This is a genomic window from Mesorhizobium sp. RCAM 05099, from assembly GCF_059683685.1.
The window spans coordinates 295,666-320,770 of record NZ_CM185035.1; the positions used below are offsets into that span (position 1 = coordinate 295,666).

Annotated in this window: 25 protein-coding genes and 1 tRNA gene; 15 read left to right on the forward strand and 11 right to left on the reverse strand. The window is 64.7% G+C overall.

Annotated elements, in window-relative coordinates:
• Positions 1–9: 9 nt before the first annotated feature.
• Both AC56QQ_RS01405 and AC56QQ_RS01410 read right to left on the reverse strand, forming a co-directional pair.
• On the reverse strand, positions 10–312 hold the full coding sequence (locus tag AC56QQ_RS01405) for an urease subunit gamma (RefSeq protein ID WP_006325996.1): 303 nt from the start codon (positions 310–312) through the stop codon (positions 10–12).
• Positions 313–340: 28 nt separating this feature from the next.
• Complete coding sequence (locus AC56QQ_RS01410; RefSeq protein WP_497125277.1) at positions 341–1,183, reverse strand: urease accessory protein UreD; 843 nt, start codon at positions 1,181–1,183, stop codon at positions 341–343.
• A gap of 205 nt (positions 1,184–1,388) precedes the next feature.
• On the opposite strand from AC56QQ_RS01410, the gene AC56QQ_RS01415 reads away from it, so the two are divergent.
• From AC56QQ_RS01415 to AC56QQ_RS01425, 3 genes are all read left to right on the forward strand, one after another.
• Positions 1,389–1,643 (forward strand): acyl carrier protein, encoded by a 255-nt coding sequence (locus AC56QQ_RS01415; protein WP_006325998.1) that lies wholly within the window; start codon positions 1,389–1,391, stop codon positions 1,641–1,643.
• Between the two features lie 5 nt (positions 1,644–1,648).
• On the forward strand, positions 1,649–2,857 hold the full coding sequence (locus AC56QQ_RS01420; protein ID WP_497125278.1) for a beta-ketoacyl-[acyl-carrier-protein] synthase family protein: 1,209 nt from the start codon (positions 1,649–1,651) through the stop codon (positions 2,855–2,857).
• A 151-nt stretch (positions 2,858–3,008) separates the two neighbouring features.
• Positions 3,009–3,713 carry a glutathione S-transferase family protein gene (locus AC56QQ_RS01425; protein ID WP_497125279.1) on the forward strand — a complete coding sequence of 235 codons (705 nt, stop codon included), beginning with the start codon at positions 3,009–3,011 and terminating at the stop codon, positions 3,711–3,713.
• A gap of 29 nt (positions 3,714–3,742) precedes the next feature.
• Here the strand turns inward: AC56QQ_RS01425 and AC56QQ_RS01430 are convergent, their stop codons facing one another.
• The 4 genes from AC56QQ_RS01430 to AC56QQ_RS01445 all read right to left on the reverse strand — a co-directional run bounded on the left by AC56QQ_RS01430 (position 3,743) and on the right by AC56QQ_RS01445 (position 8,180).
• Positions 3,743–4,093, reverse strand: coding sequence for a hypothetical protein (locus AC56QQ_RS01430; RefSeq protein ID WP_489858892.1), 351 nt, complete (start codon positions 4,091–4,093; stop codon positions 3,743–3,745).
• 84 nt (positions 4,094–4,177) lie between these two features.
• The gene (locus AC56QQ_RS01435) at positions 4,178–4,798 is read right to left on the reverse strand and encodes a nucleoside triphosphate hydrolase (RefSeq protein ID WP_497125280.1); all 621 of its coding nucleotides are present in this window, start codon (positions 4,796–4,798) and stop codon (positions 4,178–4,180) included.
• A gap of 110 nt (positions 4,799–4,908) precedes the next feature.
• Entirely contained in the window at positions 4,909–6,003 is a 1,095-nt protein-coding gene (locus AC56QQ_RS01440) for a hypothetical protein (RefSeq protein ID WP_497125281.1), read from the reverse strand.
• Positions 6,004–6,365: 362 nt separating this feature from the next.
• A complete protein-coding gene (locus tag AC56QQ_RS01445; RefSeq protein WP_497125282.1) occupies positions 6,366–8,180 on the reverse strand; it encodes a methyl-accepting chemotaxis protein in 1,815 nt (604 codons plus the stop codon).
• 398 nt (positions 8,181–8,578) lie between these two features.
• On the opposite strand from AC56QQ_RS01445, the gene AC56QQ_RS01450 reads away from it, so the two are divergent.
• The 4 genes from AC56QQ_RS01450 (at position 8,579) to AC56QQ_RS01465 (ending at position 11,607) form a co-directional block, all read left to right on the forward strand.
• Positions 8,579–9,472, forward strand: coding sequence for a D-alanyl-D-alanine carboxypeptidase family protein (locus tag AC56QQ_RS01450; protein WP_497125283.1), 894 nt, complete (start codon positions 8,579–8,581; stop codon positions 9,470–9,472).
• A gap of 417 nt (positions 9,473–9,889) precedes the next feature.
• Positions 9,890–10,816 (forward strand): DUF1003 domain-containing protein, encoded by a 927-nt coding sequence (locus tag AC56QQ_RS01455; RefSeq protein WP_497125284.1) that lies wholly within the window; start codon positions 9,890–9,892, stop codon positions 10,814–10,816.
• A gap of 228 nt (positions 10,817–11,044) precedes the next feature.
• Positions 11,045–11,121 (forward strand) — tRNA-Arg (locus AC56QQ_RS01460).
• A 174-nt stretch (positions 11,122–11,295) separates the two neighbouring features.
• Positions 11,296–11,607, forward strand: coding sequence for an antibiotic biosynthesis monooxygenase family protein (locus AC56QQ_RS01465; protein WP_497125285.1), 312 nt, complete (start codon positions 11,296–11,298; stop codon positions 11,605–11,607).
• A 98-nt stretch (positions 11,608–11,705) separates the two neighbouring features.
• Here AC56QQ_RS01465 and AC56QQ_RS01470 read toward each other — a convergent pair whose 3' ends face one another.
• Positions 11,706–12,839: a LacI family DNA-binding transcriptional regulator gene (locus AC56QQ_RS01470; RefSeq protein ID WP_497125286.1), complete on the reverse strand. Its 1,134-nt coding sequence runs from the start codon at positions 12,837–12,839 to the stop codon at positions 11,706–11,708.
• Positions 12,840–13,438: 599 nt separating this feature from the next.
• Here AC56QQ_RS01470 and AC56QQ_RS01475 point away from each other — a divergent pair.
• The 7 genes from AC56QQ_RS01475 (at position 13,439) to AC56QQ_RS01505 (ending at position 19,849) form a co-directional block, all read left to right on the forward strand.
• Entirely contained in the window at positions 13,439–14,401 is a 963-nt protein-coding gene (locus AC56QQ_RS01475) for a sugar-binding protein (protein WP_091584278.1), read from the forward strand.
• Between the two features lie 115 nt (positions 14,402–14,516).
• Positions 14,517–16,055: a sugar ABC transporter ATP-binding protein gene (locus tag AC56QQ_RS01480; RefSeq protein ID WP_497129267.1), complete on the forward strand. Its 1,539-nt coding sequence runs from the start codon at positions 14,517–14,519 to the stop codon at positions 16,053–16,055.
• A 60-nt stretch (positions 16,056–16,115) separates the two neighbouring features.
• Positions 16,116–17,111 carry an ABC transporter permease gene (locus tag AC56QQ_RS01485; RefSeq protein WP_256752499.1) on the forward strand — a complete coding sequence of 332 codons (996 nt, stop codon included), beginning with the start codon at positions 16,116–16,118 and terminating at the stop codon, positions 17,109–17,111.
• An 86-nt stretch (positions 17,112–17,197) separates the two neighbouring features.
• The gene (locus AC56QQ_RS01490) at positions 17,198–17,977 is read left to right on the forward strand and encodes an SDR family NAD(P)-dependent oxidoreductase (RefSeq protein WP_497125287.1); all 780 of its coding nucleotides are present in this window, start codon (positions 17,198–17,200) and stop codon (positions 17,975–17,977) included.
• Positions 17,974–18,570: an SDR family oxidoreductase gene (locus AC56QQ_RS01495; protein ID WP_497125289.1), complete on the forward strand. Its 597-nt coding sequence runs from the start codon at positions 17,974–17,976 to the stop codon at positions 18,568–18,570. The genes AC56QQ_RS01490 and AC56QQ_RS01495 overlap by 4 nt, the downstream gene beginning before the upstream one ends.
• Positions 18,554–18,688, forward strand: a complete 135-nt coding sequence (locus tag AC56QQ_RS01500) for a hypothetical protein (protein WP_497125290.1) — start codon at positions 18,554–18,556, stop codon at positions 18,686–18,688. The genes AC56QQ_RS01495 and AC56QQ_RS01500 overlap by 17 nt, the downstream gene beginning before the upstream one ends.
• Before the next feature lie 126 nt (positions 18,689–18,814).
• Positions 18,815–19,849 carry a LacI family DNA-binding transcriptional regulator gene (locus AC56QQ_RS01505; RefSeq protein WP_489858881.1) on the forward strand — a complete coding sequence of 345 codons (1,035 nt, stop codon included), beginning with the start codon at positions 18,815–18,817 and terminating at the stop codon, positions 19,847–19,849.
• Positions 19,850–19,905: 56 nt separating this feature from the next.
• Here the strand turns inward: AC56QQ_RS01505 and AC56QQ_RS01510 are convergent, their stop codons facing one another.
• The 4 genes from AC56QQ_RS01510 to AC56QQ_RS01525 are packed head-to-tail and all read right to left on the reverse strand — an operon-like array spanning position 19,906 to position 23,732.
• Positions 19,906–21,090, reverse strand: coding sequence for a mandelate racemase/muconate lactonizing enzyme family protein (locus tag AC56QQ_RS01510; RefSeq protein ID WP_497125291.1), 1,185 nt, complete (start codon positions 21,088–21,090; stop codon positions 19,906–19,908).
• A gap of 8 nt (positions 21,091–21,098) precedes the next feature.
• Positions 21,099–22,088 carry a transketolase family protein gene (locus tag AC56QQ_RS01515; protein WP_497125293.1) on the reverse strand — a complete coding sequence of 330 codons (990 nt, stop codon included), beginning with the start codon at positions 22,086–22,088 and terminating at the stop codon, positions 21,099–21,101.
• On the reverse strand, positions 22,085–22,933 hold the full coding sequence (locus AC56QQ_RS01520; protein ID WP_497125294.1) for a transketolase: 849 nt from the start codon (positions 22,931–22,933) through the stop codon (positions 22,085–22,087). Before AC56QQ_RS01520 ends, AC56QQ_RS01515 begins: the two co-directional genes overlap by 4 nt.
• A 4-nt stretch (positions 22,934–22,937) precedes the next feature.
• Positions 22,938–23,732: an SDR family NAD(P)-dependent oxidoreductase gene (locus AC56QQ_RS01525; RefSeq protein ID WP_497125295.1), complete on the reverse strand. Its 795-nt coding sequence runs from the start codon at positions 23,730–23,732 to the stop codon at positions 22,938–22,940.
• 117 nt (positions 23,733–23,849) lie between these two features.
• Here AC56QQ_RS01525 and AC56QQ_RS01530 point away from each other — a divergent pair, with 117 nt between their 5' ends.
• A complete protein-coding gene (locus tag AC56QQ_RS01530) occupies positions 23,850–25,070 on the forward strand; it encodes a mandelate racemase/muconate lactonizing enzyme family protein (protein ID WP_497125296.1) in 1,221 nt (406 codons plus the stop codon).
• Positions 25,071–25,105: the final 35 nt, after the last annotated feature.

The window sequence follows — 25,105 nt, forward strand, 5'->3', positions numbered from 1 at the left end:
TTTCTCTCCTCACCGGATAGGCTCGTGCACGGTCACCAGCTTGGTGCCGTCGGGGAACGTCGCTTCCACCTGCACGTCATGGATCATCTCGGCGATGCCTTCCATCACTTGCGCGCGGGTGACGACATGGGCGCCGGCCTCCATCAGTTCGGCGACCGGTCGGCCGTCGCGGGCGCCCTCGACGACGAAGTCGCTGATCAGCGCGATCGCTTCCGGATGATTGAGCTTGACGCCGCGTTCGAGCCGTTTGCGCGCCACGATCGCCGCCATGGCGATCAGCAGCTTGTCCTTTTCCCTCGGCGTCAGGTTCATGCGTTTTCCCGGACTGACTTAGACAAGATCACAGTGACCATAATTTGGGCAGGCCCGCCCGACCATTGAGCAGTTCGACGAGAGGAACCAGCCGCTGGCGGAGCTGGTAGCCGTCGTCGGCGTAGAGCCTCGCAAGAAGCTTGCCAGATTTCCCCACGCTCCAGACACTGGCGCTGCCCTGGTCGCCGACGATGTCCAGAACCGGATCGAGCAGGGCATCGGCCCGCGGCGACACCAGCAGCAGCGTCGCCATCGCGATCGCACCACCGGCAATCGCGGGGCGGCCGAGCATGGCAGCGATATCGGGCCCGACGCGGAAATCCTCGGCATGGATGAGGGAGCCATCCCGGCGGACCCGCCAGCGGTCATGGAAATTGCCCTGCGCGGCGCGCTCCCCCATGGCCAGGCGGCCGAACACCGTGGCCTCCAGCACCAGCGCCTCGGCGTTGGCGGCAAGCTCGACATCGAGCGTACGGGCAAACGCAGCCCGGTCGAAGACGATGGTTTCCTGCGGCAGCCAGGCGATGCGGCCGTTTTCGCCGACCGACAATCTGACCCGCACTTCGGCACGGTCGGACGCCGCGCGATAGATCTTTTCGCAGGCCTGGGTCGTTACCGACGCCGAGGCGCCGGGGCCGACATCCACCTGCCAGCCGAGACGGTCGCCGCCGGTCATCCCGCCGGCGGTGTTGATCAGCACCGCTTCGAGCGGATCGGCCGCGACGGTCGGCATCCTTATCTTGGCGGCGCCATCCTGATAGAGGCGCAGCAAGCGCGTGCGACCGTCGCCAACACCACAGGAAAGCCGCGCCAAGCCCGCCGCGCGCTGGGCCGGCAGCGTCGAAATCCCGCCATGTTCGATCGTATCCATGCCTGCACGTTAAGCACTACGGCGGCTTTGTCGATATATAGCTTGTTGCTTGACAACGTTTTGGTTTCTATAGAGGGAACCACCTTGGTACGGTCATGCAGCGCTTGGCGGGGGTATAAAGCGACGACGACGGCTTGATACCAGGAGAACAAGGGGCGCTGTTCAATTGGCGTCGGGAAACGCGACAAAGTGGGGAAGAAACCGAATGGCCGACCAGCTGGCAACGGATATCATCGCGAAGATCAAGGCTCATGCCGAGCCGGGCGGCGAGGAAATCACCACCAATACCGAACTGACAGCGCTTGGTATCCATTCGTTGGAGCTGACGGAGATCATCTTTGATCTCGAGGAAGAATATGGCATCGAGATCGAGATGAACACGGTCGATGCCTGGAGCAATCTGAAGAATGTCGGCGACATGGTCGAAGCTGTTCGCGCGCTGATCGCGAAAAAAGCTTGAACTGAATGCACAAGCGCGTCGTCATCACCGGCATGGGCGGCATTTGCGGGCTCGGCACCAACGCAGCCGCGATCTGGAACGAAATGCGTGCCGGCCGCTCGGCCATCGGCGCGATCAGCAGTCCGCATCTGCATGATCTCAAGGTCAAGGTCGGCTGCGAAATCAAGACACTTCCTGATCACGGCATAGATCGCAAGCAATTGGTGTCGATGGACCGCTTCAGCCTGCTGGCGGTGATCGCGGCCAGAGAGGCATTGCAGCAGTCCGGCCTGGTTGCTGATGAAGCCACCACCTATCGGATGGGCACCGTCGTCGGCGTCGGCGTCTGCGGCTGGGAAGCGATCGAGGAGAGCTATCGCGCCATCCTGATCGAGGGCAAGAATCGCGCCGGCATCTTCACCGTGCCGAAAGTGATGCCGAGTGCGGCCTCCGGCCAGGTCAGCATCAATCTCGGTCTGCGCGGTCCGGTTTTCGGCGTCACCTCGGCTTGCTCGTCGTCCAACCACGCCATCGCCTCGGCGGTCGACCAGATCAGGCTCGGCCGCGCCGATGTGATGGTCGCCGGCGGCACCGATGCACCGCTGGTCTGGGGCATTTTGAAGGGCTGGGAAGCGTTGCGGGTGCTGGCCCCGGATACGTGCCGGCCATTCTCGGCCGACCGCCAGGGCCTGTCGCTTGGCGAAGGCGCCGGCATGGCGGTGCTGGAAAGCTACGAGCATGCCATGGCGCGCGGCGCCACCATTCTTGCTGAAATTGCGGGCGCCGGCCTTTCCGCCGACGCGTCCGACATCGTCGCGCCGACCATCGAAGGACCAACGGCCGCCATGCGCGCCTGCCTGGCCGACGCCGGGCTCAATCCCGAGGATGTCGACTATCTCAATGCCCACGGCACCGGCACCAAGGCCAACGACCAGATCGAGACGGCGGCGATCAAGCGCGTCTTTGGCGACGCCGCCTACAGACTGTCGGTGTCATCGACCAAATCGATGCATGCCCACTGCCTTGGCGCGTCGGGGGCGCTGGAGATGATCGCCTGTGTCATGGCGATCCGCGAAGGCATCGTGCCGCCAACGGCCAATTTTCGCGAGGCCGACCCCGATTGCGACCTCGACGTCACGCCGAATGTGGCACGCGAGCGCAAGGTGCGCGCGGCGATCAGCAATGGCTTCGCTTTCGGCGGCACCAATGCGGTGCTGGCGTTCAAGGCGGTCTGATTCCGGACCGTCCCGCGCCGTCCGTTCCGTTGACTGTCCGTGCACGGCGAAACTGTCGCCGCCATATTGATCATGCCGCGTCGCGCGCCTAATCCTTGGCCCGCCCCCGCCAAACCGCGCCTCTCGACGCCCCCCCATTCAGGAGTTTTCCATGGCTGACCTGTCCGCCTTCCCGATCGCAACGCGCTGGCCGGCCAAGCATCCGGACCAGATCCAGCTCTACTCGGCAACGACGCCGAACGGCGTGAAGATATCGATTGCCCTGGAGGAACTCGGCCTGCCCTATGAGCCGCACCTGATCGCCATCAGCAAGAATGAAAGCTGGACGCCGGAGTTCCTGTCGCTCAATCCCAATGGCAAGATACCGGTGATCATCGATCCGAACGGCCCGGACGGCAAGCCGATCGGCCTGTTCGAATCCGGCGCCATCCTGCTCTACCTCGCCGAAAAGACCGGCCTGCTGATCCCGGCGGACGCGGCGCGGCGCTACGAGACGATCCAGTGGGTGTTCTTCCAGATGGCCTCGGTCGGCCCGATGTTCGGCCAGCTCGGTTTTTTCCACAAATTTGCCGGTCGCGAGATTGCCGACAAGCGCCCGCTGGAGCGCTATCGCGATGAATCGCGACGGCTGCTCGGCGTGCTCGACGACAGGCTGAAGGGCCGCAAGTGGATCATGGGCAATGACTACACCATCGCCGACATCTCGCTGCTCGGTTGGGTGCGCAACCTGATCGGCTTCTACGAAGCGCGCGAACTCGTCGGTTTCGATGATTTCGCCAATCTGGCGGCATGGCTGGAGCGTGGTCTCGCACGGCCGGCGGTGCAGAAGGGTCTCACGATTCCGGCGAGGGGCTGAGGTGCAGCTCGCCGGAAACGCGGTTCCGGCTACTTGGCCTTTGCCTTGGCTTTCGAACCACTCTTGCCCATGACGGAAGCCGCAAGCGATGCGGCACCCCTGGCGGCGATGACGACGGCGCCAGCCGCTACATTGGCCGTCGCCTTGGCCGTGCGCATGGCGCTTCCCGCCAAGGAGTCGTTGGTGTTTGCCGGCTTCTTCGGCTTGGCGGCTTTCGCGGGAGCCTTCGCTGCGCCCGGCACCACTTTTCTTGGTGCGGCCTTGCCGAAAGCGGGTTTTGCCGCATCCTTGGAACGCTCGGCGATAGCGGGGCCGGCGCCTGTCTTCGATTGGGTTGCCTTGCCCTTGGCGGGCGCGGGCTTTCTTGCCTTTTGTGCCATCGGACGGAATCCTTTTAGGCGGAAGTGCCTCGTCGGCGATAACGGCCTGAAAGTCTTAAGGTTCCCCTTGAAGAATCCGTAGAATCACGCGGAATCGCCGACCACGAGGTCGGCGGCCCGGCGGCGGGCAAACACGCGGTCGATGTTGGGCATGTCGTTGGAGGCGATCCAGGCCCGCGCATCGGCGTCGGATCGACCATGGCCGTGCCAGCGCTCGAGCAGGCGGCGCTCGAGTTCGGCGCGTGGTACGTCGACGAAGATCGAGAAATCGAACAGCGGCGCCAGCCGCGACCACGGCTCCTCGTCGAGCAGCAGGTAGTTGCCTTCGACCAGGATGAACTTGGTCTCCGCGCCGATGATCGCGGCGGCGGCGCGCGACAGTTCCATGCTGCGGTCGAAGACCGGGATGGCGATATCGGGTTCGCCGGCGCGGATGCGCTTCAGCAGCGCCTCGAAGCCGGCGAAATCGAAGGTTTCCGGCGCGCCCTTTCGCGCGCGCAGGCCACGCCGGTCGAGCACGACGTCGTCATAGTGGAAGCCGTCCATGGGCACAACTTCCACGGCGCCCTCGGGCAGCAGATCGCGCAGGCTCGCCGATAGCGTCGACTTGCCCGCTCCCGGCGGGCCGGCGATCGCGACGATGAAGCGCTGTGCCTTGCCGGCACGCTTGAAGATGGTGGCGGCGAGATGGGCGATTTCGGACATGAGAGCCTCTCTGGCGGAGCTTCAAATCCACCATGTTCCGCATGATGATTTCGGCCACATCTTGGCGGCAGTTGACGAAAATTTCAAATCCTGCGATCGCGCAATCCCGCCTATGAGGCCGCTGGCTGGCCGATGCGCAGGAAATCGCTGTCGAAGGGAACCTCCCAGGTCGAACCGCCGGCCGCCAGCCGCATGCGCCCGTTTGCCGTCGTGACCTCCTGCGGCGGCTCGCCGCCGGACAAGGGCATGGCGCCGACAACATGGCGAAAGGAAACGCCGCGGCCCAGCGCAAACGCGGTCGCCACCCCTTCGCGCTTCAGCCAGTTGTCGCCGATCGAGGCGGCATGGCCGACGGCGGCGCGGCCGTCCTCGATGCCGAGCACGCCGCGGTGACGGCCGCTCCAGGGCGCGTAGTCGCGGCCGCCATTGCTGAGCCACAGCATGGTGATCGGCAGTTCTGCCGGGTTCTTCAGCACCAGCACAAGGTCCTCTTCGGCCCGGCGCGCCAGGGCGGTCCAGCCCGGCCCGCCATGATCGGCCTCGACCATTGTGACGAAATCCTCGCGCCGATCATCCATGCGGTACTCCGTCAGGTCGAGCGTGCCGCCACCGGCGGCGGGAAAACGGCTGAGATCGGCGGAGCGCGCCGGATAGGCCAGCATGAAGCGGCCGCGTGCGGGATCCGGCTCCAGCGGGTCGTCCAGCGTGGCGGCAAATCGCTTCGGCGAGAAGGCGAGTTTGCCGCCGTTCGTCATCGCCGTCATCGGATGGTGCGCGACGGAAATGGCGCCATGGCCGCCGGAAAACACATGCTCCTGATAGAGAAAGGGATGGTCGTCGCGCAAAGTGAGGATCTTGTCGACGCTGGCGCCCATCACCGTGTGCCGCAGCCGGAACACGGCCCGCCAGCCATCTTCCGTCGCGGCGTTGTCGACCACATCCCAGGCGCTGTTGGCCGGCCAGCCATGCAGCGGCGCGTCCTCGACATCGCTGCGCGAAAACGGCGCGCAGAGGAAGTCGCCGGACAGGCGAACGGTGCCTAACGGCAGGTCTTTCGGCAATGTCTCAGGCGGGTCGACCCACGGCGCGCGGTGCAGCGGCTTGAGCTGGCGCCCGTCCCTGTCGATGACCATGTCGGCGAGATGGCCGACCGTGAGGTCAACCGAAACCGAAATGCCTTTGGCCTTGATCGTGCTGGTGGTCATTGCGCTCTCACCGATTCCGAAGGCGCAGACAGAACCCTTTTGGCGTGGATTGCGCAAGCATCACAATGGGCATTTTGCATCATGTGGAGGGGGAATCGCCGTATGGAGGGGGAAGCGCCGTGTGGAGAGACCAACTGTCGAGGTTGGCGCTGCCCCTCATCCGCCTGCCGGCACCTTCTCCCCGTATAGGGACGGGGAGAAGGGAGGCAGCGGTGCCGCCGGTGCTTTACCTGCAACGCGGGTGATTGGCGAAATCGTTGATGACAGCGCCCCTCTCCCCGTCACTATGCGGGGAGAGGATGCCGGCAGGCAGGTGAGGGGCAGCGCAGACGTCGGGAAGGATGAGAAGCCAGCTCAAACCATTATTGCCGCTTGTATTCCCGCACCGGCGATTTTGTCCCATCGGTGTAGGTGACCTGCACCGACATCGACTTCACGCTGTCGGCGACCTTGAAATAGGGCTGGTAGTCGTAGGGGATGGCGTAGGGATCCTTCTTGTCGCAAGCCGGCATCTTGATCTCCTTGTCGAGTGCCGCGCCATTCAGGCTGTAGTGTACCGCCTTGATGGCGCAACGGTAGGACAGCATCTGGGTGAAATAGACCAGGCCGTGATTGCCGCTGGCGTCGAAGGCGATCCACGACGTCCAGAACTGGTCGAGGATCTGCTTGTTGCCCTGCTGAAGGGCGGTTTCCGGGTCGAAGCGGATGTCGAACGGGCCGGTCTCGCGGCCCCTGATGTCGAGATATTTGATGGCGATGGTGCCGGCCTGCGTGCTGTCGGGCAGCTCGAAACTCGGATTGGGCATCGGCTTGCCGGTCGCCTGGTCGTTCATCGCCAGGAAGCCGGTGTCGGTGAACGGCCCGCTATCGCCCATGCGCCACGAAATGCCGGTCGCCGGCTCCGGCAGCGAGATGGTCATCGACCAGCCCTGGTTCGAGCGCATCGGCGTCAGCGAAGGCACGAAGCGGGCGGGATCGAGCACGTCGCCAAGGGCTGCCAGCCGGCTGCGGCCGCGGTCCAGCCAGTCGGCGAGCTGGGTCTGGTCGACGAAATATTTGAGCAGCCCGCCGTCCTTTTCATAGGAAACGAACTTGGTCAGCGCCTTGGCCTCGTTGCGCTTGTCGGCCAGCGTCTGGGCGCCGAGGCGGTCTTCGGAGGACTCCTGCGCCAGCAGGAAATAGGCCGGTGCGAAATCCGGATTGGCGGCGACGAAGGCGTTGAGCTTGTCGAGGCGCTGGGCATCATCGAACTGCAGGACGTGCACCAGCTTGATCGACAGCGCCTTGCCCTTGTCGGCCAGCGCACCGAACACCTCGCGGGCGCCGGCCTTGCCGTCCTGCACCCGAAGCAGCGTGGCAAAGCGCATATAGGGGTCGATGGCGTCGACATCGAAGCCGGCGAAGGCGAGATAGGAGCGCCGCGCATTGAGCATGTCGCCCGACAATTCGTAGACGCGGGCATTGTGATAGAACTCGTCCGGCCGCTTCGGCTCGGCGATGGCCCCGCCCTGCGCGGCAAGGGCGGCAAAACCCTTGGCGATGGTGTCGATCGAGGCCGCGATCTGCTCGGTCGTCGCCTGCAGCTTCTCGGTCTGGGCCTGCTGCTGCGCGCGGCCGGCGGCCAGCGTCTCGGTGGTCTGCTTGACCGCCTCGACGGTTTTTTGCGTCTCGGCCCCCTGCTGCGTCTGCTGCTGCTGGGTGGAGGCGATCTCGTCGGTCTTCTTCGCCACCGTGTCGGTCGACTGCTTGACCTGTTCGACCGTCTTCTGCGTTTGCGTGACCGTCTGCTCGATTCTGGCCACCTTGGCGGAGACGATGCCCATCGACTGCTGCAGCCCGGCCACCGCTGGCACCAGGCTGGCGATCACCCCGTTCTGCGAACTGGTCTCTTTCTGCACGGCATAGACGCCGCCGGCAACAGCCGCCGCACTGGTGGCGAACACCAGCGCCGGCAGCGCCTTGGCCGCCAGCACCAGCCTGAGCACGATGGCAATGGCGATGATGACCGCCGCCACCGAGGCTACCAGCGCGATATAAGCGGCGAAAGGCGCCAGCGGATTGAGCACGTCGGAAACGGCACCGCTGACGAAAGCGACGCCGCCGGCCCATTTGCCGGTGCGGCTGAGTGATGCCTTGATAAGCGACGGCGCAGCGCCGCCAACCCCGATGTTCGCCATTCCCCAGTCCCCCAAGCCAGCCAATGCCGCGCCCCTTCCCACGGGAAACGCGGCTTTGGCAAGAAGGACACAGAAACAGGCGATTTCGGGGCGGCCCCGCAGGCTTTTCCTCGCCCCCACGAATGTGGGGAGAGGTGGCTCGGCGAAGCCGAGACGGAGAGGGGGAATGGCGCCAGCCGTGCCGGTTAGCGATCCAATTGCGAGGGCCGCGCTCTACGAAATCCCCCTCTCCGGCCGCTTCGCGGCCACCTCTCCCCCGCTCCGCGGGGGAGAGGAACCCAAGCTTGCGAAGCCTCGACATTCCCGGGTATGACCGCCATTAACCAAATGGACGCAGCTGGCGGGTTACGTTAGCTTCGCCTCATCTCAGCAACAGCTTGACCCGAACAGACTTGCCCTTGTCCAACCCGCGTCCCCTTCCGCTCATCCAGAGATTTGTCGCGGCCCTCGGCCTGTTGCTGCTGCTTGCCGCCTGCACCACCACGACGCCGCCGGATGCGGTGCTGGCGGTGCCTGCGGCGCCGCAGAAATATGCCGCGATCGTCGTCGACGCCAGGACCGGCAAGCAGTTGTTCGAGGTCAACTCGACGGCGCAGCGCTATCCGGCGTCGCTGACCAAGATGATGACGCTCTATCTCCTGTTCGAGGCGCTGGAGAGCGGCCGCGTCACCAAGCAGACGCAGATCCCGGTTTCGGACCATGCCGCCTCGCAACCGCCGACCAAGATGCGCTTCCGGCGCGGCGAGACCATCGATGTCGATTCGGCGATCCGCGCCATCGTCGTCAAATCGGCCAATGACGTGGCGGTGGCGGTCGGCGAATATCTTGGCGGTTCGGAAGATCAGTTCGCCGCCATGATGACCGCCAAGGCGCGCCAGATCGGGATGACCAGCACCACCTTCCGCAATGCGTCGGGCCTGCCCGACGATGGCCAGATGACGACGGCGCGCGACATGGCGGTGCTCGGCATGGCGCTGCATTCCCGATTTCCCCAGCAGTTCCACTATTTCTCCGAAAGCGATTTCATGTTCCGCGGCCGGCTGGTGCGCGGCCACAACGACATGCTCGGCCGGGTGCGCGGCGTCGACGGCATCAAGACCGGCTACATCAGGGCCTCCGGTTTCAACATCGTCACCTCCTACAACGCCGACGGCCACCAGCTGATCGTGGTGGTGATGGGCGCCGACAGCGCGCGCCAGCGCAACGACCATGTCGAGGCGCTGATCCAGCGCAGCCTGTCGCCGACGGTTGCCGACACCAAGACCAGGCTGATGTTCGCCGAGCAGCAATAGGGGCAGCAGGGGGCGGCGCCTCCCCGGCTTCGTCATCCACGGGCGGAGCAAGGAGCGCAGCGACGCGGCGCAGACCCGAGGATCCATGCCGCGACCTCAAAGCGCCGCAGCGGCGCGGAATTTTGCTCCGCTGCACTCTACGGCCAAGGTCCCGGCATGGATCCCAGGGTCTCCGCGACGCCGCTTCGCGGCTGCTCCGCCCTGGGATGACGAAGCTGGGGAAGGCTTCGGCCAATCTCGAATGTCTCTGATGATCCACCGCTATGAGTCTGCGAAGGGCCGGCCGCAAGCAACATCGAGCCGCTGCTCCTTCGCACCGATCAAAAAGACTTGTAGTGCTGCGAAATCCGTCGCGATGCTGGCGATGTTGCGGCATAGGCATATCGTCTCACCAGCGCGACAGCAGGAGCCCGCACCATGAGCACCATCCCCAAGGCGCCCGAGCAGCAAGCGGCGGACAATCAGAACGACAGTGGCGGCGAATATTTCGAGGCGCCCACCATCGGGGAGCACGACGCGGATCAGAATTCGGACGAGCAGCTCGAAACGCCCGACGTGCCGGACTCGGAGCCGGCCAGTCCAGGCGCGTCACGCGGCAAGGCCAAGAAGAAGCCATCGGCGATATCAGGCCGGAAATTCCGCAAGCGCGATCTGGTGCGCATCGACAATCTGCGCCCGAGCCTCGCCGACCGCATCCGCGCCGATCATCCGGACCTGCCGGCCGGCGCCCGCATCAGCCGCGCCGAGCTCGGCCGCTACCGCATGCGCTACATGGAGGAGCTGCTGCAGCAGGAGCACGGCGAATTCTCCGAGCTCGACCGGCAGGTGGTCGAAAGCATCGCCGGGCAAGACACCATTTCCGAAAACTCGGAGGAGGAGTTCGAGGAGCACAGGACCTTCGCCGACCGCGTCTCCGACAACATGGCGGCCTTCGGCGGCAGCTGGTGGTTCCTGATCTCGTTCGGCAGCGTGCTTCTGGTGTGGATCGGCATCAACCTGGTCGCCGGCATGCGCGCCGCCTTCGATCCCTATCCCTTTATCCTGCTCAACCTGCTGCTCTCCTGCATTGCCGCCATCCAGGCGCCGATCATCATGATGAGCCAGAAGCGGCAGGAGACCAAGGACCGCCTGCGCTCCTTCAACGACTACCGGGTCAACCTCAAGGCCGAGCTGGAAGTGCGTCATCTGCACGAAAAGCTCGACTACCTCATCTCGCGCCAATGGACGCGGCTGGCCGAAATGCAGCAGATGCAGCTTGACGCCATGCACGAACTGACCGGCGCCAAGAAGCCAAAGCGCGCGCCGAGGCGGAGGCGGACGGTGAAGAGCGGGGCGGGGCAGTGAAAGGCTTGGGTTCCTCGCCCCCAAAAAGGGGGAGAGGTGGCTCGGCGAAGCCGAGACGGAGAGGGGGAGCGCCATATGCGATAGGCCTCCACGTGCGAGATAGCCGCCCAACCCCTTGCCATGCGACGCGCCAATCTCCCAATTGCCCGTTGAAGCCCGCCCCGGCTTCCGCTAAGAAGCCGTGACTTGCCGGTTCGCCGGCTGGTTCGTTTTCCGGATCGCCGGGAAGCACCCGTAGCTCAGCTGGATAGAGCGCTGCCCTCCGAAGGCAGAGGTCACAGGTTCGAATCCTGTCGGGTGCGCCAACTCCCCAATACCGAGGTGCGAGCTGTAAAATGCGCCTTGTGCAAGTGGTCACGGAAGGCGATCGAAGCTAATCTTCGGGTTTTCCTGTACACTGGGCTGGGTGATAGAGGTCCTTGTGTCTTTAGACATCCCGCGTTTGAGGGTCTTCGGTTTCAGTCATGGAGGAGCATGCAATGACGGCATTCAATAGCGTCCGCTTCCGAGTCAAGCCGGGCCATGGAGACGAGTTCGTCGAACTGTTCCGTAGCGCCCCGCGCAATTTCGAGGGATTGCGAAAGATGGCTCTCGTCAAATCGGGAGATGGAACCTTCTTCTCAATTGGAGAGTGGGACTCGTTCCAGCATATGACAGATGCCCGACCTAAGATGATCGCCAATCTTGATCGGTTCCGCCACACATTGCAGCAGCAATTGGATGGTGGGTCTACGGATGCTGTTTCCGGCGAGGCGGTGTTTGAGACGGGTGTTGGCGACAGGTCGGCATAGTTATCTGTGTTTAAACAGATCCTGCGATCTGCTGTCGCAATTGGCGCCATGCCGTCTGCGTATCCGGTCCTGTCACAGGCATGCCCGGGTCGTCCTAGCTAAGGTCTATCCCCAACCCCCCGCACACTCTCCCGCTCCACCAGCGGACACTCCAGCTTCGTAATCGGATAGCGCCCCCGTCCAGGCGCCGCCGGTGCTTCGAGCTGCTCGATCGCCCATTGGCCCATCGCCATGTGCGGCAGGATCGAGGTTGTCAGCGGCGGGAACAAATGCCGGGCGATTTCCTCGTCGTCGTAGCCGACGACGGAAATGTCCTGCGGGATGTGCAGGCCGGCCTCCTTCAGCGCCTCGTAGCAGCCGATCGCGGTGCGGTCGTTCTGGCAGAAGATGGCGGTCGGCCGGTCCTTCAGTGCCAAGAGCTTGACGGTCGCGGCATAGCCGGCGCTGGCCGACCAGTCGCCCTCGACCACAAGTTCGGGATCGAACGGGATGTCGGCGGTGGCGAGCGCGCGGCGATAGCCCTTCAGCCGGTCTTGCGCGGCCTGCATCCAGGGCTCGCCGGTGATGGTCGCGATGCGACGGTGGCCATGGCTGATCAAATGGCGGGTCGAGTTCTGGCCGCCGGCGATCTCGCTCGGCACCACGGCGGGGAAGGCGTAGTCCGATGTGTAGCAGTTGAGCAGGATCACCGGGATGTCGAGGCCGTAGAGATAGTCGGGCGCCGTGATCTCGCGGGTGAAGATGGTCATGTAGATCAGCGCCGAAATGCCCCGCTTGGTCAGCGCCGCGATGGCGCGCGGCTCCATGACGGCGTCGCCCATGGTCTGCGCCACCAGCAGCACGTTGCCGGCATTCCACGAGGCCTGGCGCGCGCCCTCGATGGCGACCACCGCCTCGGGGCTGGTGGCGAGCTGGTCGACGACGAAGCCGATCACCCCGTCAAGTCCTTCGAAGGCGGGCCCATCGAAGGCGGGGACAGGGCCGCGCAGGGCGGAAAAGGCCGGCGGCGCGTAGCCGAGCGCGCGCGCGGCCTCGATCACCCGCTCGCGCGTCTGCTGCGACAGCCTGATGCCGGGCGAATTGTTGAGCACGAAGGAAACGGTCGCCTGCGAGCAGCCGGCGGCCCTGGCGATGTCGGTCATGGTGACGCGACCCCGGGCGCTCTTGGCCGGCGCCTTGCGGCGCCTGGCTGTATCGAGGGCCGGACCGTCCGTATCCCTGGTCTCGCTCATGTCACTCGTGTCCCCAATCCCCGGCCTGTCTAGCGGCAGCCTGCCGGGCCGACAAGATGGTGCGGTGTCGCCGATTTATAGAAAGTGGCCGCCATCGTTAATATCTATTAGCAGCCTTAAGGCCCATTTGTCATTCGGTTCCGGATGCCCTGGGAACACAAAGACCGCAAGGCTTGAGCTTCAGGATGGCCAAGGCAGCAGTTCGTCGGCAAATCCGCGACCGCGTCGCAACGATGTGTCTAGATAGTGTCCGGAACTAATACTGTTTACTAATACAAAAATGCGCGGTACCGTCAATCCATCGCGTCCGGCCCTGTCGGGTCCAGGCGTGATGGAAGTGTGCATGGATGGCCCGATGGCGAGCGGATCATACCGCCGCGAGCCCTGTCTCGGACATGTGATATGTCAGACAAATCGGACTATTTACGAACGATGGATGAGTCTCTAAAGTCCATGATCGTGGCTGGAACGACGCCATTCTTTCGTTGCCGGGGAACCCCTTGAGGAGGAGGGCGTCCAGGCCGCAGACGGCAAAAATGCAAAATCAGGTCAGTGCAAGATCGGTCAGTCGAACGACTGAACCAAAAGGGAGGTTGAACATGAAATCCTTGATACGAAATGCATCCGTAGCCGCCGCGGCGCTGCTGCTCGGCCTGTCGGCGACGGCAATCGCGCGCGCCGACGACAAGCCGACCCTGGCCTTCGTCGTCAACGGCGCTTCCGACTTCTGGAAGGCCGCCGAAGCCGGCGTCAAGAAGGCGCAAGGCGAACTGCCGGACTACAATCTCGAGCTCAAATATCCCGAGCAGTCCTCGGTCGCCATCCAGCAGCGGCTGATGGACGATCTGGTGACGGCCGGCGTGAAGGGCATCATGGTTTCCGCCGTCGATCCGAAGACCTCCACCGATGGTCTCAACAAGATCGCCTCGGAAACGGCGCTGTTCACCACCGACAGCGACGCCCCGCAGACCAAGCGCGTCGCCTATATCGGCTCGTCCAACGTCGATGCCGGCAAGCAGGCGGCCGAGATCGCCAAGAAGGCGATGCCCAATGGCGGCAAGTGCCTCGGCTTCGTCGGCCTGCTCGGCGCCGACAATGCCAAGGAGCGCATCCAGGGCATGAAGGACGGTCTGGCCGGCACCAAGATCGAGCTGGTCGACGTGCGCGGCGACGACATCGACCAGGCGCGCGCCAAGAAGAACGTCGAGGACGCGCTGGTCGCCAGCCCCGACGTCACCTGCATGGTCGGCTTCTACTCCTACAACACGCCGCGCATCTATGAAGCGCTACGCGACGCCGGCAAGCTCGGCTCGATCACTGTCGTCGGCTTCGATGACGATCCGATCACGCTGGGCGGCGTCAAGGAAGGCACCGTAGCCGCGACCGTCGTGCAGCAGCCCTTCGAATGGGCCTATCAGGGCATGAAGCTGATGGCCGCCTATCTCAAGGGCGACAAGTCGGGCATCCCGGCCAACGGCCTCATCATCATCCCGACGAAGATCATCGGCAAGGATGACGTCGACGCCTATGCCGCCAATCTGAAGGCGATGTCTGGAAACTGAGACAACAGGCAGTTCAGCCGGCTCAACTTCGCTTGGGCCGGCTGCTCGCATTGACGAACCGGGCGCGGCCCGTCAGTCTGCGGGGAGGCCGGCCCGCTAACTGCTGTCAGGCATGATGAACTATTCCGATACATCCATCGCGACGACTACGCCGTTCCTCAGCCTCGAGAACGTGCGCAAGACCTATCCGGGCGTCGTCGCGCTCGACGGCTTCTCCATGGAAGTCAGGCCGGGCGAGGTCATCGGCCTCGTCGGCGAGAACGGCGCCGGCAAGTCGACATTGATGAAGATCCTCGGTGGCGTCACCACGCCGGACACCGGCACGATCACGGTCGACGGCACCGCCCACAAGGGCCTGACCGTCGAAGGCAGCCTGGGGTCGGGCATTGCCTTCGTCCACCAGGAACTCAACCTGTTCGAAAATCTCGACGTTGCCGCCAACATCTTCTTCGGCCGCGAGCCGTTGCGCGCCGGTCCGCTCAAGCTCGTCGACCGCGCCGGGCTGCGCACCATGGTGGCGCCGCTGTTGAAGCGCGTCGGCGCCAATTTCTCCGCCGACACGCCCGTCTCTGATTTGTCGCTGGCCCAGCAGCAGATGGTCGAGATCGCCAAGGCACTGTCGATCAAGGCGCGGCTGGTCATCCTCGACGAGCCGACATCGAGCCTGCCGCTCGCCGAAACCGACAAGCTGCTCGACGTCATCAAGGCGCTGAAGGCCGACGGCATCAGCGTCATCTTCATCTCGCACCGCCTGCACGAGGTCGAGCGCGTCGCCGACCGCGTCGTCGTGCTGCGCGACGGCATGCTTGCCGGTACGCTGCAGAAGCGCGACATCAACCACGACCAGATGGTCAAGCTGATGATCGGCCGCATGCTGAAGGAGCGCGAGAAGGCTTCAGAGGCGGCGCGGGCACCGGGCGCGGTCGCGCTTGCGGCCAAGGCCATCCGCACCCCCGCCTATCCCAGCCGGCCGGTCGACCTCGACGTCAGGCGCGGCGAAATCCTCGGCCTTGCCGGGCTCGTCGGCTCCGGCCGCACCGAGCTGGCGCGGGTGTTCTTCGGCATCGACAGCAGCCTTGGCGGCGTGCTCGAGCGCGACGGCAAGCCGCTTGTCCTCGGCTCCGCTGCGGATGCCGTCGCCCACGGCATTTTTCTCGTGCCCGAGGACCGCAAGCTGACAGGCATCCTGCTCGACCTGTCGATCGCGCAGAACATTTCGCTGCCCAACCTGCCGGCGCATGCGCGCCGCTCCCTGGTTTCGGCAAGCGCGGAGGCCACCACCGCCGAGAAGCAGAAGAGCAATCTCGGCATCAAGGCGCCGTCGGTGCAGACCCGCACCGGCACGCTGTCCGGCGGCAACCAGCAGAAAGTCGTGCTCGGCAAGTGGCTCGCCATGAATCCCAAGGTGATGATCCTCGACGAGCCGACACGCGGCATCGACATCGGCGCCAAGGCGGAAATCTACGGGCTGATGCGCGCGCTCGCCGATGCCGGCGTCGCCGTGCTGATGATCTCCAGCGACATGGAGGAGGTGATCGGCGTGTCCGACCGCATCGCCGTCATGCATGAGGGCCAGATCTCCGGCATTCTCGACAAGGAACAGTTCAGCCAGGAAAACGTGCTGCTGCTGGCGGTGGGCAAGCAGCCGAAATAGTTTTGCCGCGGGTTTCGCAAGACGGCGCAACCCGCTCAGGCAGGCATTGGGGAGAAGACGATGAGCAAGAAAGATCTCGGCCTGCTGATCCTGATCCTGGTGGTCGGGACCGTGGTCGCCATCATCAATCCGCGCTTCTTGTTGCCGATCAACCTCGCCAACACCTCGAACCTGATCGGCCTGTTCGGCATCCTGTCGATCGGCCAGGCCTTCGTCATCATCACCGGCGGCATCGAACTGTCGGTCGGCTCGGTGGTCGCGCTGCTCGGGACACTGTTCATCGACTTCATCGCCGTGCGCGACCTCGATTGGCCGCTGGCCTTCGTGCTGATCATCGCGCTCGGCGCCATCATCGGCTTGGTGCACGGCTGGCTGATCACGCGGCTCAAGCTGCAGCCTTTCGTGGTGACGCTGTGCGGCCTCTTGATCTATCGCGGCGTTGCCCGCTTCTACACCGCCGACGGCACCGCCGGCTTCGCCTTCGGCCAGAATTTTCCCGAGCTCGAGTTCCTCACGGCCGGGCGGTCATATGGCGTGCCCAACAGCTTCATCGCGCTGATCGTCATCGCCATCGTCATGTGGGTGGTGCTTCACCGTTCGGTGTTCGGCCGCTATCTCTACGCCATCGGCAAGAACGAGGAGGCGGCCAAATATTCGGGCATCCGCACCGGCCGCGTCGTCATGGCCGCCTATGTCATCTGCGGCGTGCTGACGGCGCTGTCGGCGATCTACTTCGCCATGTACACGCGCTCGATCTCGCCGGCCAGCCACGGCCAGTTCTACGAGCTCTACGCCATTGCCGCGGCGGTGCTTGGCGGCTTCTCGCTGCGCGGCGGCGAGGGCTCGCTGATTGGCGTCATCCTGGGTACGGTCCTGCTGCAGGAGCTGCAGAACCTCGTCAATCTGCTCGGCATCCCGTCCTCGCTCAACTTCGCGGTGATGGGCGGCGTCATCCTCATTGGCGTGCTGGTCGACCAGCAATGGGGCGTGTTCCGGGCAAGGCGGCTGATGGTCGACGCCGCCCGCAAAAACGTCGCCGGTGCGGCGGCGGAATAACCGCCTTGCAACGACACGCCTGCTTGTCCGGGCCTTGAGATTATTATAATAGCATAACCCGGGAATTCCTCGGGGGCTGACGGGACATGCGCTGCGATTTGCGAGGCAAGGTGGCGCTGGTCACGGGAGCCGCGGGCGCGATCGGCAGTTCCATAGCCAAGCGCCTGTCCGACAATGGCGCCGCGGTCGTCGTCGCCGATATCGACGGCGAAGGCGCGGAGCGGGTCGCGGCAGGCTTGAGCAATGCCATGGCCTGCACCGCCGACATCCGCAACGTGGCATCGGTCGACAGTGCGATCGCCGCGATCATGGAGCGCCACGGCCGTCTGGACATCCTGGTCAACAATGCCGGCGTCAACACGCTGGCGCATCGTGTCACCATCGATGAATTTCCGGCCGAGGAATGGGATCGCATCACCGGCATCGATCTCGATGGCCTCTACATCATGAGCCGCGCGGCGCTTGTGCCCATGCTCGCCGCCGGCAAGGGCGGGCGCATCGTCAACATAGCCTCGGTCGTCGGCCTTGCCGCCATGCGCCTGCAAAGCCCGTTTGTCGCCGCCAAGGCCGGCATCATCCACCTGACGCGCTCGATGGCGATCGAACTCGGAGCCAAGGGCATCCTGACCAATGCCATCGCGCCGGGTTCGGTGATGACGGCGCTGACCGCCAAGCTGTTCTATGGCGACGACGGCAAATTCGCCGGCCGCACGCAGGAATTCCTTGCCCATGTGCCGCTCGGCCGGCCGGCCCGGCCGGAGGAGATCGCCGAGGCCGTGCTGTTCCTTTCCTCCCCGGCCGCGAGCTACATCAACGGCCAGGTGCTGGCCGTCGATGGCGGCTGGACGGCGGGATACATGATGTGAGTGCCACCATGGAAATCGATCTCGAGGGCACTGTTTTCGCACTGGATGGCGACACCAACCCGGTTGCCGAGGCAGCGCTTGCTGCGCTGCAGGCCAATGGCGGCCACCTTGTCGAAGGCTCCCATGCGCGCGCCGCCGATATCCTGCTGATCTCGTGCCCGCTGCGGCCGGGAACGGCGACCGGCGATCCGCGATCGCTCTACGCCGACGCGCGCAAGGCTGCCGTGACCATGACCGAGCGTGGGCGTGGGCGGATCGTCTTCCTGCTGTCGGCGATCGCCAGCATGCCGATGCGCCGCCATCCGCGCTTTTCCATGGAGAATGCGTCGATCCTTGCCGGCATGCGCACGCTGGCCATGGAGTTCGGCCCGAAGGTCTTGGTCAATGCCGTCGGCGTCGGTGCCGTCGAGGATGAAACCATGGTGTCGGGCGACAAGGCGATGCTCAGCCACACACCGGTTGGCCGCGCCGGCAGCATCGAGGAAGCGGTTGCAGCCGTGCTGTTCTTCTGCGATCCACTGAACACCTACACATCAGGCCAGATGCTGGGTGTCGATGGTGGGTGGATGGCAGGCTATGGGCGAAATTTCTGACCCATTGACGCTCGACGCTGAAGCGCTTGAGGTCGGGCTGGTGCCCGGGATCGGCGGCAGCATGGTCCCGCTGCGCCGGCGTGGCGTCGATCTCACGCGCCGGCTTTCGGATCAGTGAATTTTCGACCGCGCGATGGCCCGGTGCATCGCTGGAAAGCGTTCGCCGCAACCGCTATGAATGGCGTTTGTCGCGCAACCCGGAGAACATTGCTTTGGCGGATCGCGCTCTCTTGGAGCCCTTGTGATGACCGACAGGCCGGACGGCCCGGGGGAGAAGAAGCCGCGGCGCCTTGGCGTCCGTGAGATCGCCAAGCGCGTCGGCGTCGCGCCGATGACGGTGTCGCGGGTGCTGTCCAATCCCGACATGGTCTCGCCGGAGACGCGCGCCAAGGTGCTACGGGCCATCGAGCAGGCCGGCTTCGTGCCCAACCGGCTGGCGTCCAGCATGCGCGGCAATGGCCGCATGATCGGCACGGTGGTGCCGCCGCTGATCAATTCGGGCATCGCCGAGCAGGTGCAGGGCATGTCCGACGAATGCCACGAGAGCGGCTATTCGATGCTCCTGGTGCAGGGCGAGTTCACGCAGGAGGCAGAGGAGAAATCGATCCGCACCCTGCTCGGCTGGCGCCCGGTCGGCATGATCCTGCAAAGTTTCGTGCAGAGTGAAACGGCGCGCGAACTGCTGAAGAGCAGCGGCGCGCCGGTGGTCGAGATTTCCGAGATCAAGGGCCGCAAGCCGATCGACATGGTGGTCGGCGTGTCCAATTTCGAGACCGCCTACGCCATGACCATGCACCTGGCGGCCAAGGGCTACAAGCGTATCGGCTTCGTCTCGACGCCGATCCATGGCAATGACCGCCTGCAGCAGCGCCGCACCGGCTATCACGCCGCGCTCACCGAACTCGGCATCAAGAACCATGCCGACATGGAGGTCGAGGTGCCGATCACCGCGCAAGGCGGCGCCGAGGCGCTGGTGACGTTGACCTCGAGGCACAAGGACATCGACGCCATCTTCTTCTCCAGCGACACGCTGGCCGTCGGCGCCGTGCAGGAATGCCACCGCCGCCGCTGGGCGGTGCCGGGCAGGATCGCCATCGCCGGCTATGGCGACATGGATCTCGCGGCTCAACTCTATCCGCCGCTGACCACCGTGAAGGTCAATCGCTACGAGATGGGCCGGCGCGCCGTGCGGCAATTGCTGGCAAGGCTCGGCGGCGACACCAAGGTGCCGACCATCACCAGCCTCGGCTTCGAGATTGTCGACCGCGAAAGCGCCTGATTATCTTTCTTGGCTGACCATGATCTTGTCCGAAAACCGGTCTCCACTTTTCGGGATCATGGTCTGTTGGGCTTCCCCGTCTCTTCGCGGCGGCCAAGACGCTTTTCCCAGCCCTCGGCATGGACGTTGAGATAGGCGTCGGGATCGTAGGGGTGATGCTTGATCGCATCGATATTGAGATCGATACCGAGCCCCGGCGCGTCCGGCAGCGACAGATGGCCATTATCCGGGTCGATGGTCGGATGCCAGGTCACGAGGTCGCGCGTCCACGGGTCGTTGAAGGCGTCGAAATGTTCCTGGATGAGGAAGTTCGGCACCGCCGCCGCCAGTTGCAGGCACACTGCCGTCGCCACCGGTCCGCCGCTCTGGTGCGGCGCGATATGGCTGCCATGCGCGAGCGCGAGATTGGCCACCTGCATCGATGGCGCAATGCCGCCGAGCGACATCGGCTCGGGCTGGAAGATGTTGACACCGCCACCGGCCGCCAGCGTGTAGAACTGGCCGACCGTGTCGTACATCTCGCCGGTCGCCACCGGGATCGGCGAACGATGCGCCACTTCGTGCACGGTCTCCTGCCGGTCGCGCGAGGTCGGCTCCTCCCACCAGTAGATATCGAGGTCGGCGAATTTCTGCGCCGCCTGCAGGGCGGCGATCTCGGTGAAGCGCGCGTGGACGTCGATCAGGATCAGCGTGTCCCCGGGCAATCGGTCGCGCAAGGTCCGGCAGATCGCGTAGGACAGGTCCAGCGCCTCGCGCGAAATAAAACCTTGCGCGGTGCCGAACGGGTCGAGCTTGAAGGCCTTGAAGCCCTTGGCCAGCACCGCCTTGGCGGCCTCGAGGAAAGCCTCCGGCGTGCGCTCGGTGCGATACCAGCCATTGGCGTAGCCGAGCACGCTGTCGCGCACCTGTCCGCCAAGAAACTGGTGGATCGGCACGCCAAGGCTCTTGCCCAGTATGTCCCAGCAGGCGACCTCGATCGCGGCGATCACCGTGCGATGGATGTGGCCGCCATCGAGCGAAACGCTGTCCAGCAAGCGCTTGGCCAACGCGTTGATGCGGCGCGGGTCCCGGCCTATGGCGAGATGCTTGAGTTCATGCACGCCGGCTTCGGTGGTCTTGATGAAGCCGTTCAGCGTGCCTTCGCCGACACCGTGAATGCCCTTGTCGGTATGCACTTTGACGAACAGCCAATTCTTCCAGCCGGCGCCGACGGCAAAGGTCTCGATCTCGGTGATCTTCATGCGAAACTCTAGCTCAACCCGGTGATTGTCGCGATGACGGCCTCGGTCGTCAGGCCGTATTTCGCTTGCAAGGTCGGCACCGCGCCGCATTCGATGTAGCGGTCGGGAAGGCCGATGCGCGTCACTGTCTTCGCAATGCCGGCATCGAACAAGGTCTCGACGACCAGGCTCGCCAGGCCACCGACGACGACATGATTTTCCGCCGTGACGATATGGCTGACACCGGCCGCGAATTCGGCCACCGCTTCGGCATCGAACGGTTTGATGGTCGGCACATGCAGCACGCCGGCGGAAATGCCCTGTTTGCGCAAGGCGTCCGCCGCGTCCAGGGCCCGCTCGGTCATGAAGCCGGTCGAAATGATGCCGATATCCGAACCGTCGCGAAGCCGCCTCGCCTTGCCGATCTCGAAGCGGTAACCCGGCTCGAACACGACAGGCACGCTGCCGCGCAGCAGCCGCATGTAGACCGGGCCCTGATGCTCGGCGATCGCCTCGGTCGCCGCCTCGATCTCGGTCGCGTCGCAGGGATCGATGATGGTGAGGCCCGGAATCATGCGCATCAGCGCCAGGTCCTCGATCGCCTGATGCGTGCCGCCATAGCCGGTCGTGAGACCCGGCAAGCCGGCGACGATCTTGACGTTGAGGTTGGAGTGGGCAAGCGCTATGGCGACGAAATCATAGGCGCGCCGCGTCGCGAACACGCCATAGGTGGTGGCGAACGGCACCTTGCCGGTGCGGGCCAGTCCGGCGGCGACGGCGACCAGATTCTGCTCGGCCATGCCGACATTGAAGAAGCGGTCCGGGAAGGCATCGCGGAACGGCACTATGTCGGTGTATTTGCCGAGGTCGGCGGTCAGCCCGACAATGTCTGGATGGCTCTGGCCAAGCCGGGCCAGCGCGCGGCCGAATGGTGCCTCGACACTCTGCCGGCCGCCGCCAACAGCTTCGTCCTGGCCCATGGCCAGCGTGCGGCCAGCCTCCATTGCCGCGCCGCTCACTGGCCCGCTCCCGTGCTTTTCTCGAACTCGGCGATGATGCCGTCCCATTGCGCCACGTCGACACGGAAGAAGTGCGATTTCTCGCTGCTCTCGATGCGCGGCACGCCCTTGCCGGGCAGTGTGCGCAGCACGATCGCCTTCGGCTTGCCGTTGCTCTGACGTGCACCGGCTAGCGCGCCGACTATCGCCGTCATGTCGTTGCCGTCGATCTCCGATGTTTCCCAGCCGAAGGCGCTCCATTTGTCGGCGACCGGCTCCATGTCGAGCACGACAGCCCCGTCGGCCTGGATCCCGTTGCAATCGACAAGCGCCACCAGCCCGTCGAGCTTGAAATGGCTGGCCGACATCGCCGCTTCCCAGGTAGAGCCTTCCTGCATTTCGCCGTCGGACAGCTCGACGAAGACGCGCGCGTCGGAGCGGTCGACGCGCAGTCCGAGCGCCTGGCCGACACCTTGTCCGAGCCCATGGCCAAGCGAGCCGCCGATCATTTCGACGCCGGGCGTGGTGTCGAGCGTCGACATCTCCAGCCGGCTGTTGTCGGCGCCATAGGTGGTGAGTTCCTCGACCGGAATGATGCCGGCCTCGGCCAGCGCCGCCCACAGCGCGATGGAATAGTGACCGGTCGACAACAGGAAGCGGTCGCGATCGGGCCAGGCCAGATTGTGCGGGTCGTAGCGCAGTTCATGGAAATACAGCGCGGCCAGCGCATCGGCGATGCCGAGGCCCTGGCCGATATAGCCCTGGCCCTGGCCGCGCGCCATGGCCAGCATGTGGCGGCGCAGCCGCGTCGCCTTGCGTTCGAGCGCGCTGATGTCGGCGGTGCCGGGAGGGGAGTTGCGCAGCATCCGGTCAGTCCTTGTCGAGCCCGCCCGACATGTTGAGCCGCTCGGCGGTCATGTATTTGGGTGAATCGAGGCAGAGCCAGACGACGGCCTCCGCGACTTCCGCGATCTCCGCGCGGCGGCCTAGCGGGATGCGGCGGGTGCGCTCGTCGAGAAAGGCCTGCAGGTCGTTGCGGCCGTTGGCGCGGGCGAGATCGGCCTCGGTCGAGCGCTGCATCTCGGTGTCCATCATGCCCGGCGCCAGGCTGTTGACCAGAACCCCATAGGGCGCCAGTGCAACCGCCGCGGCGCGGGTGATGGAATCGACGCCGGCCTTGCTCGCCGTGTAGGCGGTGTAGTCGGGCAGCGCCATGCGCGAACCGGGTGAGGTGATGTTGATGATGCGCCCCGAACGCTGCTCGCGCATCACGCGGCCAGCCGCCTTGCAGGCCATGGCAAGCGCGGTGACGTTGAGCGCCAGCGTGCGCGTCCAGGATTTGTAAGTGGCGTCGAGGAACGGCTCGATCACACCATAACCGGCATTGTTGACGAGGATGTCGATGCCGCCCCAGCGCGCGACCATTTTTTCGACCGCTGCCTCCGGCGCGCCTTCCCTGGTGAAGTCGCCGATGATGGTCTCGGCCTCGGCGCCTTTCTGCCGAACCAGGCGAGCAGTCTCGGCCGCGCCTTCGGCGTTGATGTCGGCAATGGCGACCGCGCAGCCACGGGCCGCCAACTGTATCGCCACCTCGCGGCCGAGACCGCCGGCGGCGCCGGTGACCAGCGCTCTGCGCGGCGCGGTATCGAGAATTTCGGCAGGCAAGCGAGCACCCTCCCGGTGGCCATCTTGACGGGATTGATACCGGTACCATAGATGGCTGTCAACGGGGATGTGCTATTGTCCGCCGACCGTGCAGCCTGGCGGTACAGGGAGTGAAAAATGAAAGTCGTCGCGCTCGAAACGCTGCAGCTGACGGAGTTCCCGTTCCTGTTCTGGCTGCGCATCCACACCGATGCCGGCCTCATCGGCACCGGCGAGACATTCTGGGCGCCAGGACCGGTCGCCTCCTACATCCACGACAATGTCGCCGCTTACCTTCTGGGCAAGGATCCGCGTGACATCGAGCTGCATGACCGCACGCTCGGCAGCGTCTATGTCGGCGCCCGCGATTCCGGCGCCGAGGTGCGCGGCAATTCCGCCGTCAACATCGCGCTCTGGGATATCTATGGCCAGGCGCTCGGCGAGCCGGTCTGGCGGCTGCTCGGCGGCCGTACCCACAAGACCGTGCCGATCTACAACACTTGCGCCGGCTACAAGCATGTCCGCGCCACCAAGAAGAACGCCCTGTTCGAGCGCGGCGAGGATTGGTCGCTCAAGGCAGGCGATTCGAACGAAGGCCCGTATGAGGATCTGCTCGCCTGGCGCTACAATGCCGGCGACCTCGCCAAAAGCCTGAAATCCGAAGGTATCAAGGCGATGAAGATATGGCCGTTCGACATTGCCGCCGAGGCGTCGAACGGCACGCGCATTTCGCTTGCCGATCTCGACAAGGCGCTGGAGCCACTCCAGAGGATCCGCGACGCCGTCGGCCGCGACATGGAGATCATGGTCGAATTGCATGGGCTGTGGACCTTGCCGCCGGTGCTGCGCATCGCCGAGGCGCTGAAGGCGTATGACGTTGCCTGGCTGGAGGAGCCGATCCGCTACAACGAGCTCGACGCGATGGCCGAGCTTGCCCGCCACACCTCCATTCCGGTCGCCGCCAGCGAAAGACTGGCCTCGCGGCAGATGTTCAAGCAGCTGATCGACAAGCGCGCCGCTTCGGTCATCATGATCGACCTCGCCTGGTGCGGCGGCCTCAGCGAGGCGCGCAAGATTGCCAACATGGCCGAAGCCAGCGAACTGCCGGTGACCTTGCACGACTGCACCGGGCCGATCGTCTATGCCGCCAGTTGCGCGCTGTCCGCGACCTTGCCGAACGTGAACTACCAGGAAGCCGTGCGCGCCTATTTCACCGGCTGGTACACCGAGATCGTCGCTGACATTCCGCTGGTCAACGATGGCCAAGTCGCACCGCTCGAGGGTCCGGGCCTTGGTCTCAGCCTGCGGCCGGAGCTGTTCCAGCGGCCCGACGCCACGGTGCGCATCACCAGAATCTAGCGGCAAGACAGGCTCTGTTCGGAGCCAGTAGACAT